Source organism: Rhizobium vallis (genome assembly GCF_003985155.1).
GTDB lineage: Bacteria > Pseudomonadota > Alphaproteobacteria > Rhizobiales > Rhizobiaceae > Rhizobium > Rhizobium vallis.
Genome location: NZ_ML133690.1, coordinates 52,394 through 75,554, shown reverse-complemented (window position 1 = coordinate 75,554; position 23,161 = coordinate 52,394). Strand labels below are relative to the sequence as shown.

Here is a 23,161-nt window from a genome sequence, read left to right as displayed (position 1 = left end):
AAACGAGAGAGATCGCAATTGCTATCGAAATAAGCGATATGGCTTAGCGAAATTGCGGTGTGAAATCCGTGGAGTAGCCCTGTTCGCTGATTCTGCCCGACAAAAGCAGCTCGGCTCCGAGTCTGCCGATTTCGTCCGAGCTCTTGGCCGAGGTGCCGGCGCACCCGGTCAGGACGGCGATTGCGGGCGACGAGGTATAGCCGATCATCGGATAGCCGCTTTGCGTAAACGAGACGACGCAGGCGGCCGTCGAAACCGAAAGCGGCGTCAGATCCGGCACGAGGCCCGCAACGATGCGCTGCAGATGCTCGCGCACGATCTCGCGTCCTTCGGTCCCGAACCAAGCCCGCATCTCAGCATCGTTGCCGAGCGTGACATCGTCGGGATCGCCGCCGATCTTCAGGTAGAACTTGCCGTCGGGATAACGGATCGGCGGCAGCAGATAGATATGAATGTCGGGTGTATCGAGAATGAGCGACGGCATCCCGGCAAGGCGCGCCGCATCGGCCTCGCTTACCTCAAACAGCGCCACCGTCCGGGCATAAACCGTCATGGCAACCGGCCGCGGCAACAGATTCTCCGCAATGGAAAATCCGCCCGCCGCCAATAGCACTTTTTCAGCACGATAGGTCAGACCGCCCGATGTCGTGACGACCGCAAGCCCGCCCTCCTCGCGGATCGAGACGACATGGTCCGGGATGACGGCAGCGCCTGCCTTTTCCGCCAGCAGCGATTGCGCTTTGACCAGCTTGCGCGGACTGATATGTCCGGCGCCCCTCGCCTCGAAGACTCCGGCGCCATCATGGGGAAAGGCGAAGAAGGGAAAATCGGCTTTCAGCCCATCCTCACCGAGAAGTCGGGTCTCGACGCCGAGCGAAATGGCCGCCTGCCGCGTTCTCTCGAGATAATCGCTTCCATCAGGCGCGACGACGACGCAGCCGACCTCGCGATAGAAATCGATACCGCTCTCGCGCGCGATCTCGCCGTAGCGGCCGATCGAGCGATTGGCGAGCAGCGCCCAGTTGCGGTCGGGATCGATGGTGCGGGTGATGCGGCCCTCATCATAGTGGCTGGCAAAGACGCCCTGATGCGTCCTGCGATCATCAGGCTCGTCCGGGCCGATGACCGCCACGCCATCGGCTTGGCGCGCCAGATGCCGCGCGGCGGCGGCTCCCATCAGCCCGCGGCCGACGACGATATATTTGAAATCGACTGCCATCGTCTTTTCCTCTTAAAGCAGGTCGCGCAAAAGTGTGCAGCGGTTTTGCCAGGCAAAGCGTGAAACGCTCTTGCCGAGACATGCGTAAAAACAAAGAGCTAAAGCGCAAGGAGCGAATCTGAAAGATCGCGACGCGCTTTAGGCGAAAATCGGCGTCAACTCGCGGCCGAAATCCTCATCCCCGAGCCGTCCTTCCGCCAGAAGCACGGCGCCGAGGCGCCCGAGTTCGTCGGAGGATTTGGCCGCGACGAAATTGCCGCCGGTGAGCACGCCGATGCGCGGCGACTGCGTGAAGCCGATATAGGGATAACCGGTCGGCGTGAAATTCGCCACGCACGGGCCCGAGGTAACCGGGCAGCCGGCAAGCTCCGGCATCAATTGCAGGGCGATGCGCCAGAGATGATCGCGCTCGGCCGCATTCCCGTCGGATCGGAACCATGCGCCGGCATCCTCCAGCTTCTGGAAGGAAAGCGTCTCGGTATCGCCGCCAAGCTTCAGATAGGTCTTGCCGTCGGGATAACGCACCGGCGGCAGAATATAGATGTGGTCCTCCTCCCGATCGCCAAGCACGATGGTCGACGGCATATCGCCGAAGATCGCCATCTCGCGCTCGCCCATTTCGTAGAAGACGACCGTGCGCCCCACGACCCTGGTATCGACAGGGCGCGGCAGCAGGGTATGGAAATTGCTGAAGCCGCCGGCCGCGACCAAGACGCGCTCGGCACTGTAGTTTCTGCCGCCAGCCGTCACCTCGACATGCGAACCGGCGTCGCGCACCGATGTCACGGTTTCCTCGATCAGGGAGACGCCGCCCCGTTCGGCAAGGCGCGCCTGCGCCCGCACCAGCGCCCGCGGGTTGATATGCCCGGCGCGCTTGCGCTCGAAATATCCTGCGAAATCGGGATCGACGGTGAGATAGGGAAAACGCCGGCCGAGGTCATCAGGCGCGATGGCCTCGATATCGCTGCCGAGCGTCCGGCTGACGGCTACGGCGCTGCGAAAAAAGTCCTGTTCCGCCTTCTGGGGACCGACATAGAGGCAGCCGACCTCGGAATAAAAGGAAATGCCGCTCTCTGCCTCGATCTGGCTGTAACGGTCGAGTGCGCGGGCGGCGAAGGTTCCCCAGGCCAGATTGGCATCGAAGGTGCGGGCGATGCGCGCTTCGTCATAGTGGCTGGCGAAGACGCCGTGATGGGCCTTGCGCTCCTCCGGCTCGCGCGGGCCGATCAGCGCGATGCCGTCGGCCATCGAGGAGAGATGCCGCGCGGCGGCGGACCCCATCATGCCGCGCCCGATGACGATGAACCTGAAATCGACTGCCATATCCCACCTCGTTGCGAGGCGGTCCACCTCGTTTCAAGCTGGGATATCATGGCAAGCGCGCTGATTCATATCGCAAAATTGCCGCAAGAGCATCTTGCCCGGACGCGCCTCGCCGTGCTCAGTCGATCATCGCCAGGACCTTGCCGCAATAGGTCTTCGACACCGGGTTCATGCGCGTTGCGGCATGGCCGGCATTGTATTTGAGGATCGTGTTGCAAGTCTCCCCGCCACCGAGCTCATGGGCGGCCGCCAGATATTTCATGCCGTATTTGATATTGGTTTCGGGATCGAACAGGCCTTTGCGCGTGCCGGCATATCCCATCATCCTGGCTGTTGCCGGCTTGATCTGCATCAGGCCGATTTCGCCGGCGCTGCCGCGTGCTTTCGGATTGAAATTGCTCTCGACACGAATGACGGCCTGGGCGAGCGCGACGGGCACGTCGTATTGAGCGGCATATTTATTGATCAGCGCGGCATAGGGAACGGCGGTGGAGAAGTCCGGCATGGCATAGCCGCTCTGGCGATCGACTGTTTTCAGCGAGATGGTTTGCGCCCTGACACCCCAGTCATCATTCGCCGAGGCAAAGTTATACCCTGCCAGCAGCATGCCGAAGCACGCCGCAGCACCAATAATCAAATTCTTCATATAGTCTGTTCACTCCGACCCAAAGAATTGCAGGACTGCGCGCCTCGCCGTCATCCGGTCATACGCAATCAAGAACTGATCGCGTCCGCAGCAATTCTTATCGTTTCATTTAGCGCTCACAATTACACTTGAAACCAGCCGTGAGCGCTGTTCAGCGGGCGTCCTTAGACCATCGCAATGAGGAGATAATAGGGAAATGATGTGGCGCGGCAGATTTCTCGCCGGCTACGGGAAAACTGCCGGGAAATCCCGCTCCTGCCGTCAGGAATAACGCGGCAGCGCCTGAAGCAGCCGGTGCAGCGTGTCGATGGTCGAGAAATCGGCAATCCCGTCCACCCGTTCGGGGCGGAAATGGCGCTGGAAGGCTTCCACGTCGCCGGCCGTCTTCTCGGAGAATTCGCCTGTGATTTCAGTGCCGTAGCCATAGAGCGACAGCATCGATTGCAGCGCTTCGACCGGCTGGCCCGCATCGCCACGCTGGAAGAAGCGCCCGCCGGTGATCCTTGCCGGCTCGACCCAGTGCCCGACGCCGGCCCGGTGAAGCTCGCCCCAGGGAAATTTCTCGCCCGGATCGACCTTGCGGACCGGGGCGACATCGGAGTGGCCGAGCACCCGTTCCGGCGCGATCGACCAACGTTTGACACAGTCGCGACACAATTCGATCACCGCCGCGATCTGTTCTTTCGGATAGTCGGGAAGTCCGCCGGGATGACCTGTATTGGCGATCTCGATGCCGATCGACAGCGAATTGATATCCGTCTCGCCGTGCCAGCTGCTCCTGCCCGCGTGCCAGGCGCGCCGCGCTTCCGGCACGAGCTGCACCACCTCGCCGTTCTCATGCACGAAATAGTGGCTGGAAACCTGGCTCTCGGCGCGACAGAGCCAGTCGAGTGCACCTTCTGGCGTCGGCATGCCGGTATAGTGCAGCAGGATCATATCGGGATGACGCCCGTCTGCCCGCTCGCCGTGGTTCGGCGACGGACGCACGGATGCGCCCTGGTAATCGGCCTCGAAAGAGGTCATGCGGCGCGGCGTTCCTTCTCGATCGCCGCATAGGCCGCATTCAGTGCCGCCATGCGCTCGTTGGCGATCACATGGAACTCCTTGGGCACGCCGCGCGAGACCAGACGGTCGGGATGATGCTCGCTGACGAGGCCATGGTAGCGGCGGCGGATCGTCATGAAATCGTCCGACGGCGACACGCCGAGCACCTTGTAGGGATCGCCGCCGGAAAAGACGTGGCGGGCGGCGATCTGCTCGAAGCGGGTCTCGCTCATCTGGAAGATCTCGGCGATATGACGCAGGAAATTCAATTCCTTCTCGTGGACCAGCCCATCGGCCTTGGCGATGTGGAACAGGCCGTCGAGCACGTCTTCGAGCACCGGGCAATTGGCCGCGCAGGTGACGCAGAGCGAAGAAAGCCGCTCGGCATAGGCCTCATAGCCGGCGACGTCCTGGCGCGCGAGATTATAGAGCCTGGCGACGTTCTTCGCTTGATCCGCCGGAAATTCGAAGATTTCGCGGAAGGCCTCGACCTCCTTCTCGCTGACGATACCGTCGGCCTTGGCCATCTTGGCCGAAAGCGCGATGATCGCCACGGAGAACGCCACCTTGCGCCGTGTCTCCGGATCGCCTTCGAAAACCGTGCGGATAGCCTCGACCACCGCGGAGAGCGCATTGCCCGCGGTATTGCCAATGGCATTCAACAGTTTTTCCCAGAAGGACATCGAAGATCTCTCGCAAGCTTGCCGTTTACAAGCATACAGCTTGACCAAAGAATCTGAGCCTTTGCAAGGCAGCTATTGGTCGTAGGATCGAAAACAGTTTTCACGATTCTGTAATTATTGCGTCGCAGCAAGCGAGGATCGCCCGCTCCTTCTCACTTGGCCGCACGCCACTCCGGCTCGCGAGTCGACGATTTCCACAAAAGCTTCCGGACGGCTGGCCGGGCTTGAAACGATTATATCGGCGCTTCGATCAGCCTTTGCTATCGACAGCCGTCGAAAGCGCGTTTTTCGTAAATTCTTTACTTTACAGTGCCCTTTCCCTGCCGCATCCATGCGCTAGCTACGCTGCCGCACAGAAACACCGCAGGAGGGATCCATGGCCAAACAGAAAGTCGCAATGCTGACCGCCGGAGGCCTTGCCCCCTGTCTTTCCTCCGCCGTCGGCGGCCTCATCGAACGCTACAGCGACGTGGCACCCGAGATCGATATCGTCGCTTACAAGTCCGGCTACCAGGGCGTATTGCTCGGCGACCGCATCGAGATCAACCGCGACATGCGCGAAAAGGCGGCGCTGCTGCACCGCTATGGCGGCTCGCCCATCGGAAACAGCCGCGTCAAGCTCACCAATGCCGCAGACTGCGTCAAGCGCGGCCTCGTCAAGGAAGGCGAGAACCCGCTCAGGGTCGCCGCCGAACGCCTCGCCGACGACGGCATCACCATTCTCCACACGATCGGCGGCGACGACACCAACACGACAGCTGCCGACCTTGCCGCCTACCTCGCTGCCAACGGTTATAATCTCACCGTGGTCGGCTTGCCGAAAACCGTCGACAACGACGTCGTGCCGATCCGCCAGTCGCTCGGCGCCTGGACGGCCGCCGAAGTCGGCGCGCATTTCTTCGACAATGTCAGCAACGAGCAGACGGCAGCGCCCCGCACCCTCGTCATCCACGAGGTCATGGGCCGCCATTGCGGCTGGCTGACGGCGGCCACCGCCCGCGCCTACCTCCAGCGCACCAGCCGCAACCAGTATGTCGACGGTCTGATGATGGATGCGCATCTGAAGAGCATCGACGCCGTCTACCTGCCTGAAATGGCCTTCGACCTCGACGCCGAAGCCGCCCGCCTGAAGGACGTCATGGACCGCACCGGCCACGCCACGGTCTTCGTCTCGGAAGGCGCCTGCCTCGACGCCATCGTCGCCGAGCGCGAAGCCGCCGGCGAGACCGTCAAGCGTGACGCCTTCGGCCACGTGAAGATCGACACGATCAATGTCGGCGCCTGGTTCCAGAAGCAGTTCGCCAACCTGCTCAACGCCGAACGTTCCCTCGTGCAGAAATCGGGCTATTTTGCCCGCTCGGCGCCGGCCAACGGCGACGACCTCAGGCTGATCCAGAGCATGGTCGATCTCGCCGTCGAAAGCGCGCTCAATAAAATCTCCGGCGTCACTGGTCACGATGAAGCGCAGAACGGTAAATTGCGCACTATAGAATTCCCGCGCATCAAGGGCGGCAAGGCTTTCGACCTGTCTACGGCATGGTTTGCCGAAGTCATGGACAATATAGGGCAGAAATACAAAGAAGCGTGATTGACGGATCGTTAATATGATGTCTTTGCTTCTTCCCGAGGAATAGGAGGAGACACCATGTCGCTTGAGGCCTGGATCGCTTTTGCGGCCGCATCCGCTATCATGCTGGCCATACCGGGGCCGACGATACTGCTCGTCGTCTCCTATGCGCTCGGTCATGGCCGCCGGACGGCGTTTGCGACAGTAAGCGGCGTGGCGCTCGGTGACTTCACGGCGATGACGGCTTCGCTCTTTGGTCTCGGCGCGGTGCTCGCCACCTCCGCCGCCCTCTTCACCGTCCTCAAGTGGATCGGCGGCGCCTACCTGATCTGGCTGGGAATCAAGCTCTGGCGGGCTCCCGTGATCGGCGAACCGGTCGCCGACAACGACAATCTGCCGGAGGAGAAGTCGCTCAAGATCTTCCTCCACGCCTATGTCGTCACCGCCCTCAACCCGAAGAGCATCGTCTTCTTCGTCGCCTTCGTGCCGCAATTCCTCAACCCCGCCCTGCCCTTCTTCGGGCAGATGGTGATCATGGAAGCGACCTTCCTCGTGCTGGCGATCCTCAACGCCTCCACCTACGCGCTTCTCGCCCATGCCGCCCGCGGACTGATTCGCAAGGCAAGCGTCCAGCGGGCAGTAAATCGCACCGGCGGCACTCTTCTGATTGCTGCAGGCGCCGTAACGGCCGGGTATCGCCGTATTGCAGCCTAGAAATATTCCGTGGTTGCCGGAATGCCACGAATAGGTTAATGGGGTCAGCGGGGCTTAAGGTATTTAGTAACTTTTATACGCTGCCGGGGCGGCGCGATTTCACGAAAGTGACGGAATGGTAGCGATCGGATTGTCCGGCCTGAAACGCGGTCTTGTACTTTCCACGATGCTCTGCTGCGGCGTGGTGACGGGGTGCTCGAGCGTCGAATACACGTCCCAGGCCGAACTGACAGCCGCTCAGACCGTAATTCCGATGCCAAAACCCGGCGAGGATGCGACGCTCGCCGCGATCCCGACGGCCGAGGGCGCTCCTGGCCAGGCAGTCGCCGGCTCCGTCCTTCCCCAGACGCAAACCGCTCCCTCGCTGACCGCAACGGCAATGCCGGCTGCCACGGCGTCCCAGCCCGCCGATCTCGGCATTCAGCCGGTTGCCTACGCGCAGATCCCGCTGACGCCGGAGATGACGGCAATCCAGTCCGTCGTGCCGACGCCGCGTCCGGGTACGCCGGCGCAGCCGACGACGCAGCTTGCCTTTGCCGCAACGCCGCAGAACAGCGCCCTTGCAGCCCTTGCCGCAGTCGATACCACGCCGCGCTCCATGGACTACGGCTTCGACGAATCCGGGCCGATCGATCCGCCGACCGCACCACCGATGTTCAGCGACGACGACACCGACGATGCGCCGACCGTCGAGAAGAGCTTCGTCACCAAGCTCATCCAGAAATATTCGAAGGTCTACGAAATTCCCGAAACGCTGCTCCACCGCATCGTCCATCGCGAGAGCCGCTACAATCCGAAGGCCTATAACAAGCGCGGCTATTTCGGCCTCATGCAGATCAAGTACAACACCGCCAAGTCGATGGGCTATGACGGTGCGCCGGGCGGCCTCTTCGACGCCGAGACCAACATCAAATATGCCGCGAAATATCTGCGCGGCGCCTGGCTCGTCTCCGACAACAAGGAAGACGACGCTGTCCGCCTCTATGCGCGCGGCTATTACTACGACGCCAAGCGCAAGGGCATGACCGACGTCGCCCAAGGCAATTACTAACAAAAACAGAGACGATGACTGAGCTTATGGCTGGGGCTGCGCCTGCCGTGGCGCTCCCGCCTGCTGTTGCGTCTCTCCCGTCTGCGGCAGGGCCGCCAGTATCGCCTTGAGAAGCGGCTGCGACTGATAACCGAGCCAGCCCGGCGTCAGGCCGAGCCGGACGACGACCAGCCCGGCGGAAGGCACGATCGCCATGCTCTGCCCGTCATGGCCCGACAGCCAGAACGTATCCTCCGGCAACCTCAACGCAGCGCTCGAGCCGCCGGGAGCGAGCCAGGCCTGACCCTGCGTATACTGTCCGTTCGAAGCCGCCGTCGGGGTGCGCATGGTGCCGACGAAACCCTCCGGCAGCAGCCGCTGGCCGTTCCACACACCGTCCTGCAGCAGGAACTGCCCGAAGCGCGCCCAGTCATGCGCCGTCGCATAGAGATAGGAGCTTCCGGCAAACGTGCCGCGCGCGTCGAGTTCGAAGACGGCGCTCGTCATGCCGAGCGGTGAAAACAGCGCGTCGTGCGGATAGGAAAAGGCCGCCTGCGCATTGCCCACCCTGTCCATCCAGATGCGTGACAAGAGCGCGGCCGTGCCGCTCGAATAGCGGAAGCGCCGGCCGGGTGCTGCCTCCATCGGCGCATTGGCCGGCAGCGATACCATGTCGGGATCGAGATAGAGCATGCGCGTCACGTCGGCGACGTCGCCGTAATCCTCGTTGAAGGCAAGGCCGCTCTCCATGCCGAGCAGGTCGGACACCTTGATCTCGGCCCGCCCATCACTCTTCCACTGCGCCAGCAGATGATCGTCGTCGAAGGAGATCTTGCCGTCGAGCATCAGCCGGCCCAGGATCGCCGCATTCACCGTCTTCGTCATCGACCAGCCGACCAGCGGCGTCTTTGCCGAGAAGCCGGGACCATAGGCCTCGGCGATGATGCGGCCGCCGCGCACCACCACGATCGCCCGCATTGCCGGCCCGGACAACCTGGCATCGGCCAGCAGCGCGGCGATCTTCTCATCCGCCTGACTGCCCACGCCCTCGCCCTCGGGCCACAATGCGTCACTTGCCTCCACCTTGGCCGGCGCATCGAAAGGCACGGCTTTCATCGCCGCCTCGAAATCGCCGTCCGGCACACTGGTGCAGCCGAGACCGCTGCGATAAAGCGCATAATTCGGCGCGAACAGTCCCATGAAACGCGCCGTCACACGGTCGTTGTCGCGGTCGACGCTGACGCGCATCAATCGCAACAGCGGATTTCCGGGCGCCTGGACATCGTCATGAAGCACCTCGTCGGCCTCCCGGCCGGCGATGAAGACATTGGAACAGACGATCTTCGCGGCATAGCCGTCGCCGACCCGCAGCAATTCCGGCGGCCGGACGAAGAGCCAGCCGGCGCCGCCGATGACGACGAGGACGACAAGGAGAGCAAGCGCCTTCAGAATACGCAGGACAAATCGCATGGCATTCCTCCATGCCGGGAGAAAAGCAGGAATCGCACCCGCCGGAAAGGGGCCGGCACGAAGAAGACCCATCACTGCGATCACTTTCCCAAGAGGGCGATCCCTCTGGAGAACCCCGCCCACAGCCCACGTCATCAAACTGTAGCAGAGGCGCGTTACACGCCCTGAACGCTAAAAAGGTGACAGACTCATGTCAGAATTTGCACCGGATGCCGGCTTCCGCAAGAACCGGAAACTCAAGGACGCCCTTCTCCGCCACAAGGCATTTTCGAAGGATGGCTTTTCCGAGCGTCTCTTCGGCCTACTGTTCTCTGGCCTCGTCTATCCGCAGATCTGGGAAGATCCGGATCTCGACATGCAGGCGATGGAGCTGAAACCAAACCATCGCATCGTCACCATCGGCTCCGGCGGCTGCAATATGCTCGCCTATCTCTCCAAGGCGCCGGCCTCGATCGATGTCGTCGATCTCAACCCGCACCATATCGCGCTGAACCGCCTGAAGCTCGCCGCCTTCAAGCATCTGCCCGATCACGCCGATCTCGTCCGCTTCCTCGCGATGCCGAACGAGAAGTCGAACAGCCGCGCCTTCGACCGGCACCTCGCCGCAAGGCTCGATGAGACGAGCCGCAATTACTGGAACGGCCGCAAGTTCGGCCGCCGCCGCGTCACCGTCTTCGACCGCAACATCTACGAAACCGGCCTGCTCGGCCGTTTCATCGGCGCGGCCCATCTTCTTGCCCGCCTGCACGGCGTCAAGCTGCGCGAAATGACCAAGACCCGCTCGATCCGCGAACAGCGCCAGTTCTTCGACGAGCAGATCGCGCCCTTGTTCGAAAAGCCGGTCGTGCGCTGGATCACCGGCCGCAAGAGCTCTCTCTTCGGCCTCGGCATTCCGCCGCAGCAATATGACGAGCTCGCCAGCCTTGCCGACGATCATTCGATCGCGCCGGTGCTGAAGCATCGCCTGGAAAAGCTCGCCTGTCATTTCCCGATGAGCGACAACTATTTCGCCTGGCAGGCCTTCGGCCGGCGCTATGGCACCGAAAAGGAAGGTCCGCTGCCGACCTATCTGAAGCCGGAGCATTACGAGGTGATCCGCGCCAATGTCGACCGGGTCAATGTCCACCACGCAAGCTTTACCGAGCTTCTGGCCCGTGAGCCGGCCGCCTCGCGCGACCGCTATATCCTGCTCGACGCACAGGACTGGATGACGGACGCGCAGTTGAACGACGTCTGGCGGGAAATCACTCGCACGGCGCGCGAAGGCGCCCGCGTGATCTTCCGCACCGCCGCCGAAAAGAGCATCATCGAAGGCCGTCTGTCGCCTTCGATCCGCGACCAGTGGGATTACTTCGAGGAGAAGTCGCGCGAACTAACTGCGCTCGATCGCTCGGCGATCTACGGCGGCTTCCACATCTACGGGAAGAAAGCGTGAGCAAGGTCGGCACCGAGACGGCAGGTAAGAGCGATGAACATGCCAGCCTGATGGATGGCATGTATCGCTACCAGCGCCATATCTACGACCTCACCCGCAAATATTACCTTCTCGGCCGCGACAGCACGATCCGCAATCTCGATGTGCCCGAGGGCGGCACCTTGCTCGAAGTCGGCTGCGGCACTGGCCGCAACATGGCCTTCGCCCACAGGCATTTCCCGACCGCCAAGCTGTTCGGCCTCGACATTTCCCAGGAAATGCTGATCTCGGCGCGCAAGACCTTCGCCACCAAGGCGACGATCCCGGAATTCCGCGTCGCCGACGCCACCGCCTTCACCCCGCGCGAATTCGGCGTCAGCGGCTTCGACCGCATCCTGATCTCCTATGCCCTGTCAATGATCCCGGATTGGGAGCGCGCCGTCGATGCGTCGATCGCCGCGCTCAACCCCGGCGGCCAACTGCACATCGTCGATTTCGGCCAGCAGGAGGGTCTGCCGCGCTGGTTCCGGCGTATGCTGCAGTCCTGGCTTGCAAAATTCCACGTCGCCCCGCGCCCCGATCTGCGCGAGGTGCTGGAAGCGCAAGCCCATGAAAACAACGCGAGATTGTTGTTTGACACCGTCGGCGGCGGTTATGCCTGGCGGGCGGCTATTATCAGCAAGCGCTCATAATTCGCTTGAAACTAACCGATTTTTTACGTTGATATGGTGAAAAGAGGGTTATTCCTCTGCTGGGCTCGTTTTTCTCGAAGGTCAGGCTGTGGGGCAAAGAGATCATTCGGTTCACGACGGGATACCCATGCGCCGGCTTTTGTTTTGCGTTCTGCCTTTGGCCATCCTCCTGGCCGGCTGCTCCTCCTCCGGTCATGACTATCTCGAAACCGCGTCGATCAAGCCGAAGATGCGCTTCCAAGACACCGATCCGCAGGATTTCGGCCCGAAGCATCCGCAGCAGAACGCCATCCACGGCATCGACATTTCCAAATGGCAGGGCGATATCGACTGGAGCACGGTGAGGAACTCCGGCGTCGGCTTCGCCTTCATCAAGGCGACGGAAGGCAAGGACAGGGTCGATCCCCGCTTCGACGAATATTGGCGCGAGGCCCGCGCCGCCGGCATCCCGCATGCCCCCTATCATTTTTACTATTTCTGCTCTTCGGCCGACGAGCAGGCCGACTGGTTCATCCGCAACGTGCCGAAGGAGGCCATGCGCCTGCCGCCGGTCCTCGACGTCGAATGGAACGCCGAATCGAAGACCTGCCGCTATAGGCCCGACCCGGAAACAGTACGCTCCGAAATGCAGCGTTTCATGGACCGGCTGGAAGCTTATTACGGCAAGCGCCCGATCATCTACACCTCGGTCGATTTCCACCGCGACAATCTTGCCGGCTACTTCCAGGATTATCATTTCTGGGTCCGCTCGGTGGCGAAACATCCGGAAGTAACCTATTCCGACCGTCGCTGGGCCTTCTGGCAATATACCTCGACCGGTGTTATCCCTGGCATCAAGGGACCGACCGATATCAACGTCTTTGCCGGCAGCGCAAAGAACTGGAACAATTGGGTCGCGACCGTTTCCAAGGATAGAAATTCTTAGTAACGTCTTTCGATGTTTCTTGCTTCCGTCACATTCCTCTGGGAAAGCGACGGACATCCATTTGATATAAGGACCGCATCCATGCACCGCTCGCTCGCAAGCCGCTCTGCACTCGCCCTCCTGTTTGCCCTCGCCCTTGCGGGGGGCGCAGCCGCCCAGCAGGCGCCTGCAGCGAACCCAGCCGCCCCGGCAGCACCCTGCGGCGGCGATCTCCCGGCCTTCCTCCAAGGCGTCAAGGCCGATGCGGTCGCCGCCGGCGCCAGTGCTGAAGCCGCCGACGAAGCGCTTGCCGGCGCCGAGATCGATCCCAAGGTCATCAGCCGGGATCGTGCCCAGGGCGTCTTCAAGCAGACCTTCCTCGAATTCTCCCAGCGCACCGTCAGCCAAGGCCGCCTCGACATCGGCCGCCAGAAGATGAAGCAATATGCCGATGTCTTTGCCCGCGCCGAGCAGGAATTCGGCGTTCCCCAGGGCGTCATCACCGCCTTCTGGGCAATGGAAACCGATTTCGGCGCCGTCCAGGGCGATTTCAACACCCGCAATGCGCTGGTGACGCTGTCGCACGATTGCCGCCGCCCCGAACTCTTCCGCCCGCAACTGATCGCTCTCATCGAGATGGTCCAGCACGGCGATCTCGACCCCGCAACCAACACCGGCGCCTGGGCCGGCGAAATCGGCCAGGTGCAGATGCTGCCGCGCGACATCGTCGCCTATGGCATGGATGGCGACGGCGACGGCCATGTCCGCCTGAAGCAGAGCGGCCCGGACGCCATTCTGACGGCGGCGAAATTCATCCAGCATCTCGGCTTCGAGCGCGGCCAGCCCTGGCTGCAGGAAGTGACTGTGCCCGATAATCTGCCCTGGGAGAAATCCGGCCTCGGCGGCACGATGAAGGCCGGCGAATGGTTCGCGCTCGGTGTCAAGCCGCGCGACGGCAACACCGCCTTCGGTGAGCTCGAAGGCGATCTCGTGCTGCCGCAGGGCCGCATGGGACCTGCTTTCATCGCCTATCCGAATTTCAAGATCTATCTCGAGTGGAACAAGTCGTTCATCTACACGACCTCGGCCGCCTATTTCGCCACCCGCCTGTCCGGAGCTCCGACCTATCTCAAGGGTGCGCCGGAACAGGGGCTCGCCAACGACCAGATGAAGACCCTGCAGAACAAGCTGCAGTCACTCGGTCATGATGTCGGCGAGATCGACGGCATCCTCGGCTCCGGCACACGCGTCGCGATCCAGAAGGAACAGCAGCGCCTGGGCATGCCGGCCGATGGCTGGGCGACGCCTGCCCTTCTCAACGCTCTCTGATCGCCGCTGACGGCCTGCCGCCACCCGGCTGACAAGAAACGGGTGGCGCCGCTTCCCGCTTGCGCTAAAACTTCGCGGTGAAAAGCCGCCGCCGGTTTTTAACGAACGATCCGGCGGCGACGCGCTTTGCGGTGGAGGAAGCAGCGTGGAAAGCAGAATGAATGCCTGGACCTGGGGTCTGTTGGTGCTGCTCGGCCTGATCTGGGGCGGCTCCTTCTTCTTTGCCCGCATCGCCGTCCAGCACGTGCCGCCGCTTACCCTCGTCTTCCTCAGACTGCTGCTCGCAGCGCTCGCGCTGCATGTCTATATCGCCGGCCGTTTCGACATCTATTCGATCCTCCAGGCCCGCTGGCGCGAATTCCTCATCCTCGGCCTCATCAACAATGCGCTCCCGCACGCGTTGATCTTCTTCGGCCAGACCCGCATCGGCGCCGGCCTTGCGGCGATCCTGAACGCCACGACGCCGATCTGGACTGTGATCATCGCCAACCACTTCACATCGGACGAGAAACTGTCCTCGGCAAAGATCGCCGGCTGCCTCTTCGGCCTCGCCGGTACGATCGTACTGATCGGCCCCGGCATCTCGATCTCGGCCAATAGCGGGGCGGCGCCGCTCTGGGCGCTGCTGCTTCCCGTGCTTGCCGCCGTCTCCTATGGTTTTGCCGCCACCTATGGCAAACGCTTCAGGGATGTTCCCGCCCCTGTCACATCGGCCGGCCAACTGACGGCGTCCTCGCTGATCGCGCTGCCGCTATCGCTGCTGGCCGATCGGCCCTGGACGCTTGCCGCACCGCCGCTCGACGCGATCCTCGCCGTCCTGGCGCTGGCGCTGCTGTCGACCGCCTTCGCCTACATCCTCTACTTCAGGATCATGGCTGCCGCCGGCGCCACCAACGCCTCGCTCGTCACCCTTCTGGTACCGCCAAGCGCCATCCTTCTCGGTTTTCTCTTCCTCGGCGAAAGGCTCAGTCTTGCCGAATTCGCCGGCATGGCGCTGATCGGTTTCGGCCTCGTCATCCTCGACGGCCGCGCCTATCGCCGGCTGCTGAGAACAGCCTGAAAACCGGTTGCAGTTTCCTTATGTTTTCAACCGCTTGCGGCTTCGCCATGTTTTGGGCGCATAGGTAAACCCACAATCGCCTGATTTAACGGCATGTTAAATTCTGTGAACAAAAATTAATCCGAAATTATTACATTACTTCAATGGCTTATCAATAATGATTTCAATTTGGGCACTGACGGCTTCGGCACTGCAGCATAAAATCCGCTTTCCAACCGACATATTTCAGACATAATACTAGCTGGTTAACGCGAGGAGACAGACATGGGACTCACGCAATCCTTGAATGTTCTGTTGGTCAGTGCAGCGTTTGTTTTCGTCCTGACCATGCTCTTTATCTGAGCCGGGTCACGAAGGCCTAATGACTGATAGTGCCTAAACTCCTGAATAGCTGATCAATCCGCCAACGAAAAAGCGCATGTCCCGCCCGACATGCGCTTTTCACTTTTGAGACCTCAAGAGTGCCGTGCGCCCTTACGGACGCACAAAGGACGCTCTAATACTTTGAATCCACGCATCGACCCCAAATCGATTCCGATTTTGGGGTCGATGCGTTAGGGGTTAGGCAGCGGCGCCGGCACTCTTTGGCGCCCGGCGGGTAAAGCCGAGATTGTCGAGAACCGCGGAAACCAGCGGCGCGCGGTTCATCGTATAGAGATGGAACTCATCGAGGCCGCGCCGCACGAGATCCTCGATCTGCTCGGCAGCAACGTCGGCCGCGACCTTCGCCCGCTCCTCGGGCTTGTCGTCGAAGCCCGCGAAACGCTCGTCGAGGAATGCGGGGATGACCGCGCCGCAGGCGCCGGCAAACCGCTTCAGCTGCGTCAGGTTCTGGATCGGCATGATGCCCGGCACAACAGGGATCTTGATGCCGGCGGCGCGCACCCGCTCCAGGTAGCGCTCGAAATTGTCGTTGTCGAAGAAGAACTGCGTCAGCGCCCGGTCGGCGCCATTGTCAGCTTTGCGCTTTAGCATGTCGATATCGGCGGCCGTGTCGCGGCTTTCCGGGTGTTTTTCCGGGTAGGCGGAGACCGAGATCTCGAAATCGCCGACCGACTTGAGGCCGGCCACCAGTTCCGCCGCATTGGCGTAACCGCCGGGATGCGGCTGATAGGGAGCGCCGGCACCGCCGGGCGCATCGCCACGCAGGGCCACGAAATGCGTCACGCCGACCTTGCGGAAGGTATCGATCATCTGGTGCGTTTCTTCCTTCGTCGCACCGACGCAGGTCAGGTGCGAAGCCGTGGCAAGCGGCGTCTGCGAAAGAAAGCGGGTGACGGCAGACAGCGTGGGCGCCTTGGTGGTGCCGCCGGCGCCATAGGTCACCGACACGAAATCCGGATCCCAGTCCTGCAGCTTGCTGACGGTGTCCCACAGCTGCCCTTCCATCTCCTCCGATTTCGGCGGGAAGAATTCGAACGAAATCCCGATGTTGCGTCCGCGTGCTTCGTTTTTCAAAGCCATGTCATACTCTCCCGGCAAATGTAGGTTCGGCGCCTTCGCTTAGTTGCGAAGCCATGAGGCGCCTCGGATCGCGCGCGAGCCAGACGGTGACCGTCAGTCCCTGCCCGCCCTGCTGACCCGGATGAAGATCGACGACCTGCTCGACATCGAGCCCGGCCTTGCGCAGCCAGTCGGACATCGCCTGGTGCGAAAAACCGAGACGGACATGGGCATGCTCGTCGCGGAGATATTCGAGCGCGTGCGGCGCAAGGTCGATGACCACGAGCCGGCCGCCCGGCCGGAGCATGCGCGCGGCTTCCGCAATCGCAATCTGCGGCTGGTCGAAGAAATGCAGCACCTGATGGATCGTCACCAGATCGAAATCCTGCCCCTCGAACGGAAGGTTCAGGATGTCGGCGTGACGGACCGTCGCCTTGGTGATGCGGGATTTGTCGAGATTGGCGCGCGCCACGCTCAGCATGTCGCGGCTGGCATCGACGCCGATCGCCCGGCGGTAAAGCCCGGACAGAAGCTCGAGGATGCGGCCGGTGCCGGTGCCGAGATCAAGCAGCGAATCGATCGGCTGGTTGCCGAGCAGCTGGATGACGGCAGCGTCGACCTCCTCGTCGGCCGCGTGAAGGCGGCGAAGCTCGTCCCATTCAGCCGCGTTGCGGCTGAAATAGGCCTGCGCCCGCTCAGCGCGCTGACGTTTGACCTGCGAAAGCCGCTCTCCGTCGCGAAGCACGGTTGGATCGTTCTCGGAGACATGCCTCAACAGCGCCCGCACGAGCATGGCCGCCTTGCCGTCCTGCTTGAGCCGGAAATAGGCCCAGGCGCCTTCCTGGTAGCGCTCGATCAGTTCAGCCTCGCCGAGCAGCTTCAGATGGCGGGAGATGCGAGGCTGGGATTGGCCGAGAATTTCGGTAAGATCGGTGACTGTCAGGTCGCCGGCGGCAAGAAGCGCCAGAAGACGCAGACGCGTAGGCTCGCCGGCCGCCTTCAAGACGTCCACCAACCCATCCAGTCCCAGCTTCAACGGTTCGCTCATTTCCAGCCCAATCAAGATATAAAGATATCTTTATGTGATTTGGAAGAGAGTGGCAAGCAGCAATTTGCGCTCTCCGCGAATTCGCCTGCTCAAATTGCGACAGGTGCGCTGGGCATAAAAACGCGCTCCATCGTCAATGTTCCGGCCCAAAAATGGAACACCGATCTCACAGGATTTGATTTTTGGGAGCGAAATTTCCCTGATTGTTCGGGATAGCCGCTCTGTCGCCAACTTACGATTCCTGCGGCAGGACTTCGGGCGATTCACCGGCAAGACGGCCGAACATTCGGAAATCATGGAAGGCGTTCTTGAACCACGCCTTCTGACGAAGTGTGCCTTCATATCGGAAGCCTGCTTTTTCCAGAACCCGGCCCGACGCCCCGTTCCCCGGCAGAGTCCATGCTTCAATGCGGTTCAGGGAAAAGTTGTCGAACCCACATCGAGCGACGGCTGTCACCGCGTCACTCATAATTCCCTTCCCCCAGAACGATGGATGCAATTCGTAGCCGATCTCAGCCCATCTTGAGTGTTTATCGATGCTGTTGAACCGTATGCTTCCTAAAAACCGCCCTGAGGCGCGGTCCTCTATCATCCACGCGCAGCCCTTTCCCTTGGCGAACGCGCCGCGCATCCATTTTATCACGCGCTCGGTTTGCGCTTTCTTCGGCTCATCCGACCAGTTCGAGAAACGGGTGACTTCCGGAATGGAAAGCAAGTCGTGGAAGGCGCCGCAGTCATCAGGAACCGGTTCACGCAGGCGGAGGCGAACAGTTAGAAGCGCAGGAAATTCGCTTTTTAGATGGGCCATAGCAAAATCGTCAGGCTCGTTGAAAATTGGCGAGGACGAGCACCACATGCAGGTGGTCGCCACCACATTTGCAATCACCGAAATATACAACTGCTACAATAAATTTGATTTTAGGTCGCCGCAAAATCAAGCTTTGCGGCGACCGTATTTACCCTCGCGAACGTAGCTCCAGCAAGCAACGTCACCCACGGGGCCTGGCTGCGATCAGCGTGTCAGGCGCTTGTGGGCCTGGCTGCCCGGGTTCAGCGCGTCGGGGCCGAGGCGGCGGATCTTGTCCTGTTCGTAATCCTCGAAGTTGCCTTCGAACCATTCGACATGGCCTTCGCCTTCGAAAGCGAGGATATGCGTCGCCAGACGGTCGAGGAACATGCGATCGTGGCTGATGATGATGGCGCAGCCAGCGAAATTCTCGAGCGCACTTTCAAGCGCGCCCAGCGTTTCCGTATCGAGGTCGTTGGTCGGTTCGTCGAGCAGGAGAACGTTGCCGCCGGCTTTAAGCATCTTGGCAAGGTGCACACGGTTGCGCTGACCGCCCGAGAGATTGCCGACCTTCTGCTGCTGGTCGCCGCCCTTGAAGTTGAAGGCACCGCAATAGGCACGGGAGTTCATGTCGAACTTGCCGAGCTTGATGACTTCGGCGCCGCCGGAGATCTCTTCCCAGACCGTCTTGTCGGCGGCAAGTGCGTCGCGGCTCTGGTCGACATAACCGAGATGCACGGTCTCGCCGATGCGGATCGAACCGCTGTCCGGCTTCTCCTGGCCGGTGATCATGCGGAACAGCGTCGTCTTGCCGGCGCCGTTCGGGCCGATGATGCCGACGATGCCGCCCGGCGGCAGCTTGATCGACAGGTCGTTGATCAGCGTACGGCCCTCGAAGCCCTTGGTGATGCCTTCCATCTCGATGACCACCTGTCCCAGGCGCTCGCTGACCGGAATGATGATCTGCGCGTCGCCGGGACGCTGCTTCTCGGCGGCTTCCACCAGCTGCTCGTAGGACTTGATACGCGCCTTGGACTTGGCCTGACGGGCCTTCGGGCTGGAGGCGATCCATTCCTGTTCACGGCTGATCGCCTTCTGACGGCCTGCCTCTTCGCGGTTTTCCTGCTGCATGCGTTTGGCCTTGGCGAGCAGGTAAGCCGAGTAGTTGCCTTCGTAAGGAATGCCACGGCCGCGGTCTAGTTCGAGGATCCAGCCGGTGACGTTATCCAGGAAGTAGCGATCGTGGGTGATCATCATCACGGCGCCTGGATAGTCACGCAGGTGCTTTTCGAGCCAGGCGATCGTCTCGGCGTCCAGGTGGTTGGTCGGTTCGTCGAGCAACAGCAGGTCCGGCTGCGACAGCAGCAGGCGGCAAAGCGCGATACGGCGGCGCTCACCACCCGAGAGGCTGGTAACCTCGGCGTCGCGCGGCGGGCAGCGCAAGGCTTCCATCGCCATCTCGACCTGGCTTTCCAGATCCCAAAGGTTCTGGCTGTCGATGATATCCTGGAGCTTGGCACCCTCTTCCGCCGTCTCGTCGGAATAGTTCATCATCAACTCGTTATAGCGCTCAAGCACAGCCGTCTTGGAGGCAACGCCTTCCATGACGTTCTCGAACACCGTCTTGTTGGGATCGAGTTTCGGCTCCTGCTCGAGGTAGCCGACCGTCGCCCCTTCGGCGAGCCAGGCTTCGCCGGTATATTCCTTGTCCTGGCCGGCAATGATGCGCAGCACGGTGGATTTACCGGCGCCGTTTGGCCCGAGGATACCGATCTTGGCATCCGGGTAGAAAGAAAGGTGGATATTCTCCAGGATCTTCTTGTTGCCATAGGCCTTGTTGAGGCCGGACATGTGATAGATGAACTGACGTGCCATACTGCGCTGCTCCGGGCGGGAAACTTCGATCGTGCCGCTATGTAGGCGAAACAGCGCCTGCGAGCAACGCCGAAACCCGGATTACTCAGGATTTCCGGTCAGAAGCCCGCAGCGTCGACGACACCCTCGTCGCAGCCGAAAGAGGTTTTTCCCGCCCCCTGGATCAGATCGGCAAGTGCTGCACTTTTCGCCGACGCCGTCCCTGCATCCTCGGAAAGCCCGATCGTCAGCTCGCTGATCACCCGGATACTACCGGCCTTCCGGCAGCTCATCTTGACGCGATCACCGGCACCCGGCCCGAAACTCTTGTCGAAAGCCGCCTTGATCGCCTCGGCCTTGACGGTCTTGCCGATATTGGCGGCGAAGAGATCGCGCACGGCCGACATATTGAGCGCCCCGACCAGATGCATACCGACGCCGAAATAGTCTTCGGCGCTCATCTTAGTGCAGGTGCCGTGCTTTACCCATTCATGCCGTTCCAGGCCGGATTGCGTGCCGGGCATCGCCTTCGCAAGCGCCGACTTCGCATCGGCCGAAAGTGCCACCTCCGGCAATTCGTTCCATTTGCCGTCCTTGTCGGCAGCCTTCTGCTCGGCGCTCACGTCGCAATAATTCTGCTTCATCGGCCAGAGCCCGTGCAGCGAGAAGTTCGTCGCGTCGGGACGTTCACCGGTCTGGCTGGCGCATTCGGCCTTCTTCTGGTTCGTCTGGCAGAAGGCGGGCTGCCAGCTCGCCGCAAGAATGAAGCGGGTGCGCCCGCCACCCTCTTGCGCCGTGGCGGCGCCGGCAAGGACCATCGACAAGGCGAACGCCAATGTACGCAACTGCATGCTGCTCATTTCAACCCCCAAAAGAACAATACGAGAACAAATAAGCACGAAGATCGAAAGCCCGCAACCCTGAATCGCAACCACATCGCAATTTGTTATCGGATAAATCAAATGCCCATGTTGCTTTTGCCGGATGATCTGGTCTGTTGCGACAGGGAGGATCCTATGTTTCTTGAAACGCAAAGGCTTGCCGTGCCGGAGGCGTCGCTCGCCTATCACTATGCCGAAGCTGTCGCTCCGCCACGCGGCATCCTGTTGATATCGCATGGGCTCGCCGAACATTCGAAACGCTACCGCGCTTTTGCCGAGGCAATGGCGGCACGCGGCTATCACGTCTACGCCCACGATCACCGCGGCCACGGCGAGACGACGGCGCCCGACGCGCCGATCGGCCGCTTTGCGAGGCGCGGCGGCGTCGAAAAGGTGATCGGCGATGTCATCGCCATGCGCGCCCATGCCGCTTCCCGCCATCCTGGCCTGCCGGTGATCCTCTTCGGCCACTCGATGGGCGGTCTCATCGCCCTCAATGCATCGGTCACCGCCCCTGCTGATTTCGATGCCGTCGCCGTCTGGAATTCGAATTTCGCCGTCGGCCTTGCCGGTCGCGCCGCCCAGGTGATCCTCCTTGCCGAGCGCATGCTCAAGGGCTCCGACGTGCCGAGCGGCCTGCTGCCGAAGCTCACCTTCGGCGCCTGGGGCAGATCCATCCCCGGCCGCCGCACCGAATTCGACTGGCTGTCGCGCATTCCCGGCGAAGTCGACAAATATGTCGCCGATCCGCTTTGCGGCTTCGACGCCTCGGTTTCTCTCTGGCTCGATCTCTTCGAAATGACCTTCCGCGCGCCGCAGAAGGTCCATCTCGACCGGCTGGCGCGGGATATGCCGATCCATCTGGTCGGCGGTGGAAAGGATCCCGCAACGGAGCGTGGAAAAGCCATTCTCTGGCTGTCAAACCATTTGAAAGACCAGGGCTTCTCTCGTATTAGCACCTTGATATATCAGGATATGCGGCACGAAACACTGAACGAGATCGGCGCGGATCAGGCGACCGCGGCCTTCGCGGATTGGTGCGACGCGGCCGTCGCAAGAGCCTGAGCCACAGGGATTCGATCATGAGCAGCACCCCCGTCCGCACCGTTTCGTCCGCCTCCGAGGTGACGACCGGGCTTGCGCTGATGTTTCTGTCGGTGATGGTCTCGCCGCTCATTGACATCTTCTCCAAGCTTGCCGTCGTCACCATCCCGTCGGCCGAGGTCACCGCCGGTCGTTTTGCCGTCCAGGCGCTCTGCATGCTGCCGATCGTGCTGTGGCGGCGCAGCTTTACCGATTTCTCGTGGAGCCAGAGCCTGTTCCACGCCATCCGAGGCGCGATCATCACTGTCTCGATGATCTCCTTCGTCACCACGCTGAAATATATGGCGGTCGCCGACGCGATTGCGATCTTCTTCGTCGAGCCGATAATAGTGACGATCCTCGGCGGCATTTTCCTGAAGGAAACGATCGGCTGGCGGCGCTATACCGCCTGCGGCGTCGGCTTCTTCGGGGCGATGCTGATCATTCAGCCGAGCTTCGAGGAGGTCGGCTATGTCGCGCTCCTGCCCGTCCTCAGCGCGCTCTGCATTGCAATCTTCGTGCTGATGACGCGCGTCCTCTCGCACAGGGAAGACCCGTGGGCGATGCAGTTCCAGATGGGCATCTGGGGCCTGCTCTTCTGCGCCATCCTGCTTGTTTTTGGGCAGGGAAGCGGCTCCGATATCTTCGATCCCGTCATGCCGGAGGGCAGCACCTGGTTCTACCTCGCCGGCGTCGGCGCCATGGCCGCAATCGCAGGCATCTTCGGCGTCTATGCCTATCGCGCCGCACCCGCTTCGACGCTGGCGCCGCTGCAATATTTCGAGATCGTCTCGGCGACGATCTTTGCCTGGCTTGTTTTCGGCGACTTTCCGAATGCGGTCAAATGGCTCGGCATCATGATCATCATGGCGTCGGGCTTCTACATCCTCTGGCGCGAGCGCCGCTTTGCATCCAGACCCGTATCCGATACATCTGAGGCGACGCTGGCGCCGTAGAACTGGCGAGGGAA

At 61.5% G+C, this 23,161-nt stretch carries 21 protein-coding genes; 10 read left to right on the top strand and 11 right to left on the bottom strand.

The features are described from left to right. Positions 1-43: 43 nt before the first annotated feature. From EFQ99_RS15895 to EFQ99_RS15875, 5 genes are all read right to left on the bottom strand, one after another. Entirely contained in the window at positions 44-1,219 is a 1,176-nt protein-coding gene (locus tag EFQ99_RS15895) for an NAD(P)/FAD-dependent oxidoreductase (protein ID WP_126921967.1), read from the bottom strand. 138 nt (positions 1,220-1,357) lie between these two features. Then, positions 1,358-2,542, bottom strand: coding sequence for an NAD(P)/FAD-dependent oxidoreductase (locus tag EFQ99_RS15890; RefSeq protein ID WP_126921966.1), 1,185 nt, complete (start codon positions 2,540-2,542; stop codon positions 1,358-1,360). A 118-nt stretch (positions 2,543-2,660) separates the two neighbouring features. Beyond that, the gene (locus EFQ99_RS15885) at positions 2,661-3,188 is read right to left on the bottom strand and encodes a lytic transglycosylase domain-containing protein (RefSeq protein WP_126921965.1); all 528 of its coding nucleotides are present in this window, start codon (positions 3,186-3,188) and stop codon (positions 2,661-2,663) included. A gap of 261 nt (positions 3,189-3,449) precedes the next feature. Continuing rightward, positions 3,450-4,211: an N-acetylmuramoyl-L-alanine amidase gene (locus EFQ99_RS15880; RefSeq protein WP_126921964.1), complete on the bottom strand. Its 762-nt coding sequence runs from the start codon at positions 4,209-4,211 to the stop codon at positions 3,450-3,452. After that, complete coding sequence (locus EFQ99_RS15875) at positions 4,208-4,915, bottom strand: J domain-containing protein (protein ID WP_126921963.1); 708 nt, start codon at positions 4,913-4,915, stop codon at positions 4,208-4,210. Before EFQ99_RS15875 ends, EFQ99_RS15880 begins: the two co-directional genes overlap by 4 nt. 376 nt (positions 4,916-5,291) lie before the next feature. On the opposite strand from EFQ99_RS15875, the gene EFQ99_RS15870 reads away from it, so the two are divergent. From EFQ99_RS15870 to EFQ99_RS15860, 3 genes are all read left to right on the top strand, one after another. Further along, positions 5,292-6,503, top strand: a complete 1,212-nt coding sequence (locus tag EFQ99_RS15870; RefSeq protein WP_126921962.1) for a pyrophosphate--fructose-6-phosphate 1-phosphotransferase — start codon at positions 5,292-5,294, stop codon at positions 6,501-6,503. Between the two features lie 57 nt (positions 6,504-6,560). Then, the gene (locus EFQ99_RS15865; RefSeq protein WP_126921961.1) at positions 6,561-7,196 is read left to right on the top strand and encodes a LysE family translocator; all 636 of its coding nucleotides are present in this window, start codon (positions 6,561-6,563) and stop codon (positions 7,194-7,196) included. 115 nt (positions 7,197-7,311) lie between these two features. Then, entirely contained in the window at positions 7,312-8,247 is a 936-nt protein-coding gene (locus tag EFQ99_RS15860) for a lytic transglycosylase domain-containing protein (RefSeq protein WP_126921960.1), read from the top strand. Positions 8,248-8,271: 24 nt separating this feature from the next. Here the strand turns inward: EFQ99_RS15860 and EFQ99_RS15855 are convergent, their stop codons facing one another. Continuing rightward, positions 8,272-9,696, bottom strand: coding sequence for a serine hydrolase domain-containing protein (locus tag EFQ99_RS15855; RefSeq protein ID WP_126921959.1), 1,425 nt, complete (start codon positions 9,694-9,696; stop codon positions 8,272-8,274). A gap of 190 nt (positions 9,697-9,886) precedes the next feature. Between EFQ99_RS15855 and EFQ99_RS15850 the strand changes: the two genes are divergently transcribed. From EFQ99_RS15850 to EFQ99_RS15830, 5 genes are all read left to right on the top strand, one after another. Then, positions 9,887-11,131, top strand: coding sequence for a BtaA family protein (locus tag EFQ99_RS15850; RefSeq protein ID WP_126921958.1), 1,245 nt, complete (start codon positions 9,887-9,889; stop codon positions 11,129-11,131). After that, positions 11,128-11,802 (top strand): class I SAM-dependent methyltransferase, encoded by a 675-nt coding sequence (locus EFQ99_RS15845; RefSeq protein WP_126921957.1) that lies wholly within the window; start codon positions 11,128-11,130, stop codon positions 11,800-11,802. Before EFQ99_RS15850 ends, EFQ99_RS15845 begins: the two co-directional genes overlap by 4 nt. Before the next feature lie 127 nt (positions 11,803-11,929). After that, positions 11,930-12,727, top strand: a complete 798-nt coding sequence (locus EFQ99_RS15840) for a glycoside hydrolase family 25 protein (RefSeq protein ID WP_126921956.1) — start codon at positions 11,930-11,932, stop codon at positions 12,725-12,727. Between the two features lie 81 nt (positions 12,728-12,808). Further along, positions 12,809-14,035: a lytic murein transglycosylase gene (locus EFQ99_RS15835; protein WP_126921955.1), complete on the top strand. Its 1,227-nt coding sequence runs from the start codon at positions 12,809-12,811 to the stop codon at positions 14,033-14,035. A 145-nt stretch (positions 14,036-14,180) separates the two neighbouring features. After that, entirely contained in the window at positions 14,181-15,095 is a 915-nt protein-coding gene (locus tag EFQ99_RS15830; RefSeq protein WP_126921954.1) for a DMT family transporter, read from the top strand. 561 nt (positions 15,096-15,656) lie between these two features. On the opposite strand, the gene metF is transcribed toward EFQ99_RS15830, so the two are convergent. From metF to EFQ99_RS15805, 5 genes are all read right to left on the bottom strand, one after another. Then, positions 15,657-16,559 (bottom strand): methylenetetrahydrofolate reductase [NAD(P)H], encoded by a 903-nt coding sequence (gene metF / locus EFQ99_RS15825; protein ID WP_126921953.1) that lies wholly within the window; start codon positions 16,557-16,559, stop codon positions 15,657-15,659. 1 nt (position 16,560) lies between these two features. After that, positions 16,561-17,586, bottom strand: a complete 1,026-nt coding sequence (locus tag EFQ99_RS15820; RefSeq protein ID WP_126921952.1) for an ArsR/SmtB family transcription factor — start codon at positions 17,584-17,586, stop codon at positions 16,561-16,563. Between the two features lie 232 nt (positions 17,587-17,818). Beyond that, entirely contained in the window at positions 17,819-18,460 is a 642-nt protein-coding gene (locus EFQ99_RS15815) for a GNAT family N-acetyltransferase (RefSeq protein WP_245441503.1), read from the bottom strand. A 138-nt stretch (positions 18,461-18,598) separates the two neighbouring features. Beyond that, the gene (gene ettA / locus EFQ99_RS15810; protein ID WP_126921951.1) at positions 18,599-20,248 is read right to left on the bottom strand and encodes an energy-dependent translational throttle protein EttA; all 1,650 of its coding nucleotides are present in this window, start codon (positions 20,246-20,248) and stop codon (positions 18,599-18,601) included. Positions 20,249-20,346: 98 nt separating this feature from the next. Beyond that, positions 20,347-21,087: a ribonuclease T2 family protein gene (locus tag EFQ99_RS15805; RefSeq protein WP_126921950.1), complete on the bottom strand. Its 741-nt coding sequence runs from the start codon at positions 21,085-21,087 to the stop codon at positions 20,347-20,349. A gap of 156 nt (positions 21,088-21,243) precedes the next feature. Here EFQ99_RS15805 and EFQ99_RS15800 point away from each other — a divergent pair, with 156 nt between their 5' ends. Both EFQ99_RS15800 and EFQ99_RS15795 read left to right on the top strand, forming a co-directional pair. Continuing rightward, complete coding sequence (locus EFQ99_RS15800) at positions 21,244-22,173, top strand: alpha/beta fold hydrolase (protein WP_126921949.1); 930 nt, start codon at positions 21,244-21,246, stop codon at positions 22,171-22,173. Between the two features lie 17 nt (positions 22,174-22,190). Then, on the top strand, positions 22,191-23,147 hold the full coding sequence (locus EFQ99_RS15795; RefSeq protein ID WP_126921948.1) for a DMT family transporter: 957 nt from the start codon (positions 22,191-22,193) through the stop codon (positions 23,145-23,147). Positions 23,148-23,161 lie beyond the last annotated feature (14 nt).

What these genes read in the sequence shown, in the direction of transcription:
- EFQ99_RS15895 (WP_126921967.1), bottom strand. Translation starts at nt 1,219, where the DNA reads ATGGCAGTCGATTTCAAATATATCGTCGTCGGCCGCGGGCTGATGGGA.
- EFQ99_RS15890 (WP_126921966.1), bottom strand. Translation starts at nt 2,542, where the DNA reads ATGGCAGTCGATTTCAGGTTCATCGTCATCGGGCGCGGCATGATGGGG.
- EFQ99_RS15885 (WP_126921965.1), bottom strand. Translation starts at nt 3,188, where the DNA reads ATGAAGAATTTGATTATTGGTGCTGCGGCGTGCTTCGGCATGCTGCTG.
- EFQ99_RS15880 (WP_126921964.1), bottom strand. Translation starts at nt 4,211, where the DNA reads ATGACCTCTTTCGAGGCCGATTACCAGGGCGCATCCGTGCGTCCGTCG.
- EFQ99_RS15875 (WP_126921963.1), bottom strand. Translation starts at nt 4,915, where the DNA reads ATGTCCTTCTGGGAAAAACTGTTGAATGCCATTGGCAATACCGCGGGC.
- EFQ99_RS15870 (WP_126921962.1), top strand. Translation starts at nt 5,292, where the DNA reads ATGGCCAAACAGAAAGTCGCAATGCTGACCGCCGGAGGCCTTGCCCCC.
- EFQ99_RS15865 (WP_126921961.1), top strand. Translation starts at nt 6,561, where the DNA reads ATGTCGCTTGAGGCCTGGATCGCTTTTGCGGCCGCATCCGCTATCATG.
- EFQ99_RS15860 (WP_126921960.1), top strand. Translation starts at nt 7,312, where the DNA reads ATGGTAGCGATCGGATTGTCCGGCCTGAAACGCGGTCTTGTACTTTCC.
- EFQ99_RS15855 (WP_126921959.1), bottom strand. Translation starts at nt 9,696, where the DNA reads ATGCGATTTGTCCTGCGTATTCTGAAGGCGCTTGCTCTCCTTGTCGTC.
- EFQ99_RS15850 (WP_126921958.1), top strand. Translation starts at nt 9,887, where the DNA reads ATGTCAGAATTTGCACCGGATGCCGGCTTCCGCAAGAACCGGAAACTC.
- EFQ99_RS15840 (WP_126921956.1), top strand. Translation starts at nt 11,930, where the DNA reads ATGCGCCGGCTTTTGTTTTGCGTTCTGCCTTTGGCCATCCTCCTGGCC.
- EFQ99_RS15835 (WP_126921955.1), top strand. Translation starts at nt 12,809, where the DNA reads ATGCACCGCTCGCTCGCAAGCCGCTCTGCACTCGCCCTCCTGTTTGCC.
- metF (WP_126921953.1), bottom strand. Translation starts at nt 16,559, where the DNA reads ATGGCTTTGAAAAACGAAGCACGCGGACGCAACATCGGGATTTCGTTC.
- EFQ99_RS15820 (WP_126921952.1), bottom strand. Translation starts at nt 17,586, where the DNA reads ATGAGCGAACCGTTGAAGCTGGGACTGGATGGGTTGGTGGACGTCTTG.
- ettA (WP_126921951.1), bottom strand. Translation starts at nt 20,248, where the DNA reads ATGGCACGTCAGTTCATCTATCACATGTCCGGCCTCAACAAGGCCTAT.
- EFQ99_RS15805 (WP_126921950.1), bottom strand. Translation starts at nt 21,087, where the DNA reads ATGAGCAGCATGCAGTTGCGTACATTGGCGTTCGCCTTGTCGATGGTC.
- EFQ99_RS15800 (WP_126921949.1), top strand. Translation starts at nt 21,244, where the DNA reads ATGTTTCTTGAAACGCAAAGGCTTGCCGTGCCGGAGGCGTCGCTCGCC.
- EFQ99_RS15795 (WP_126921948.1), top strand. Translation starts at nt 22,191, where the DNA reads ATGAGCAGCACCCCCGTCCGCACCGTTTCGTCCGCCTCCGAGGTGACG.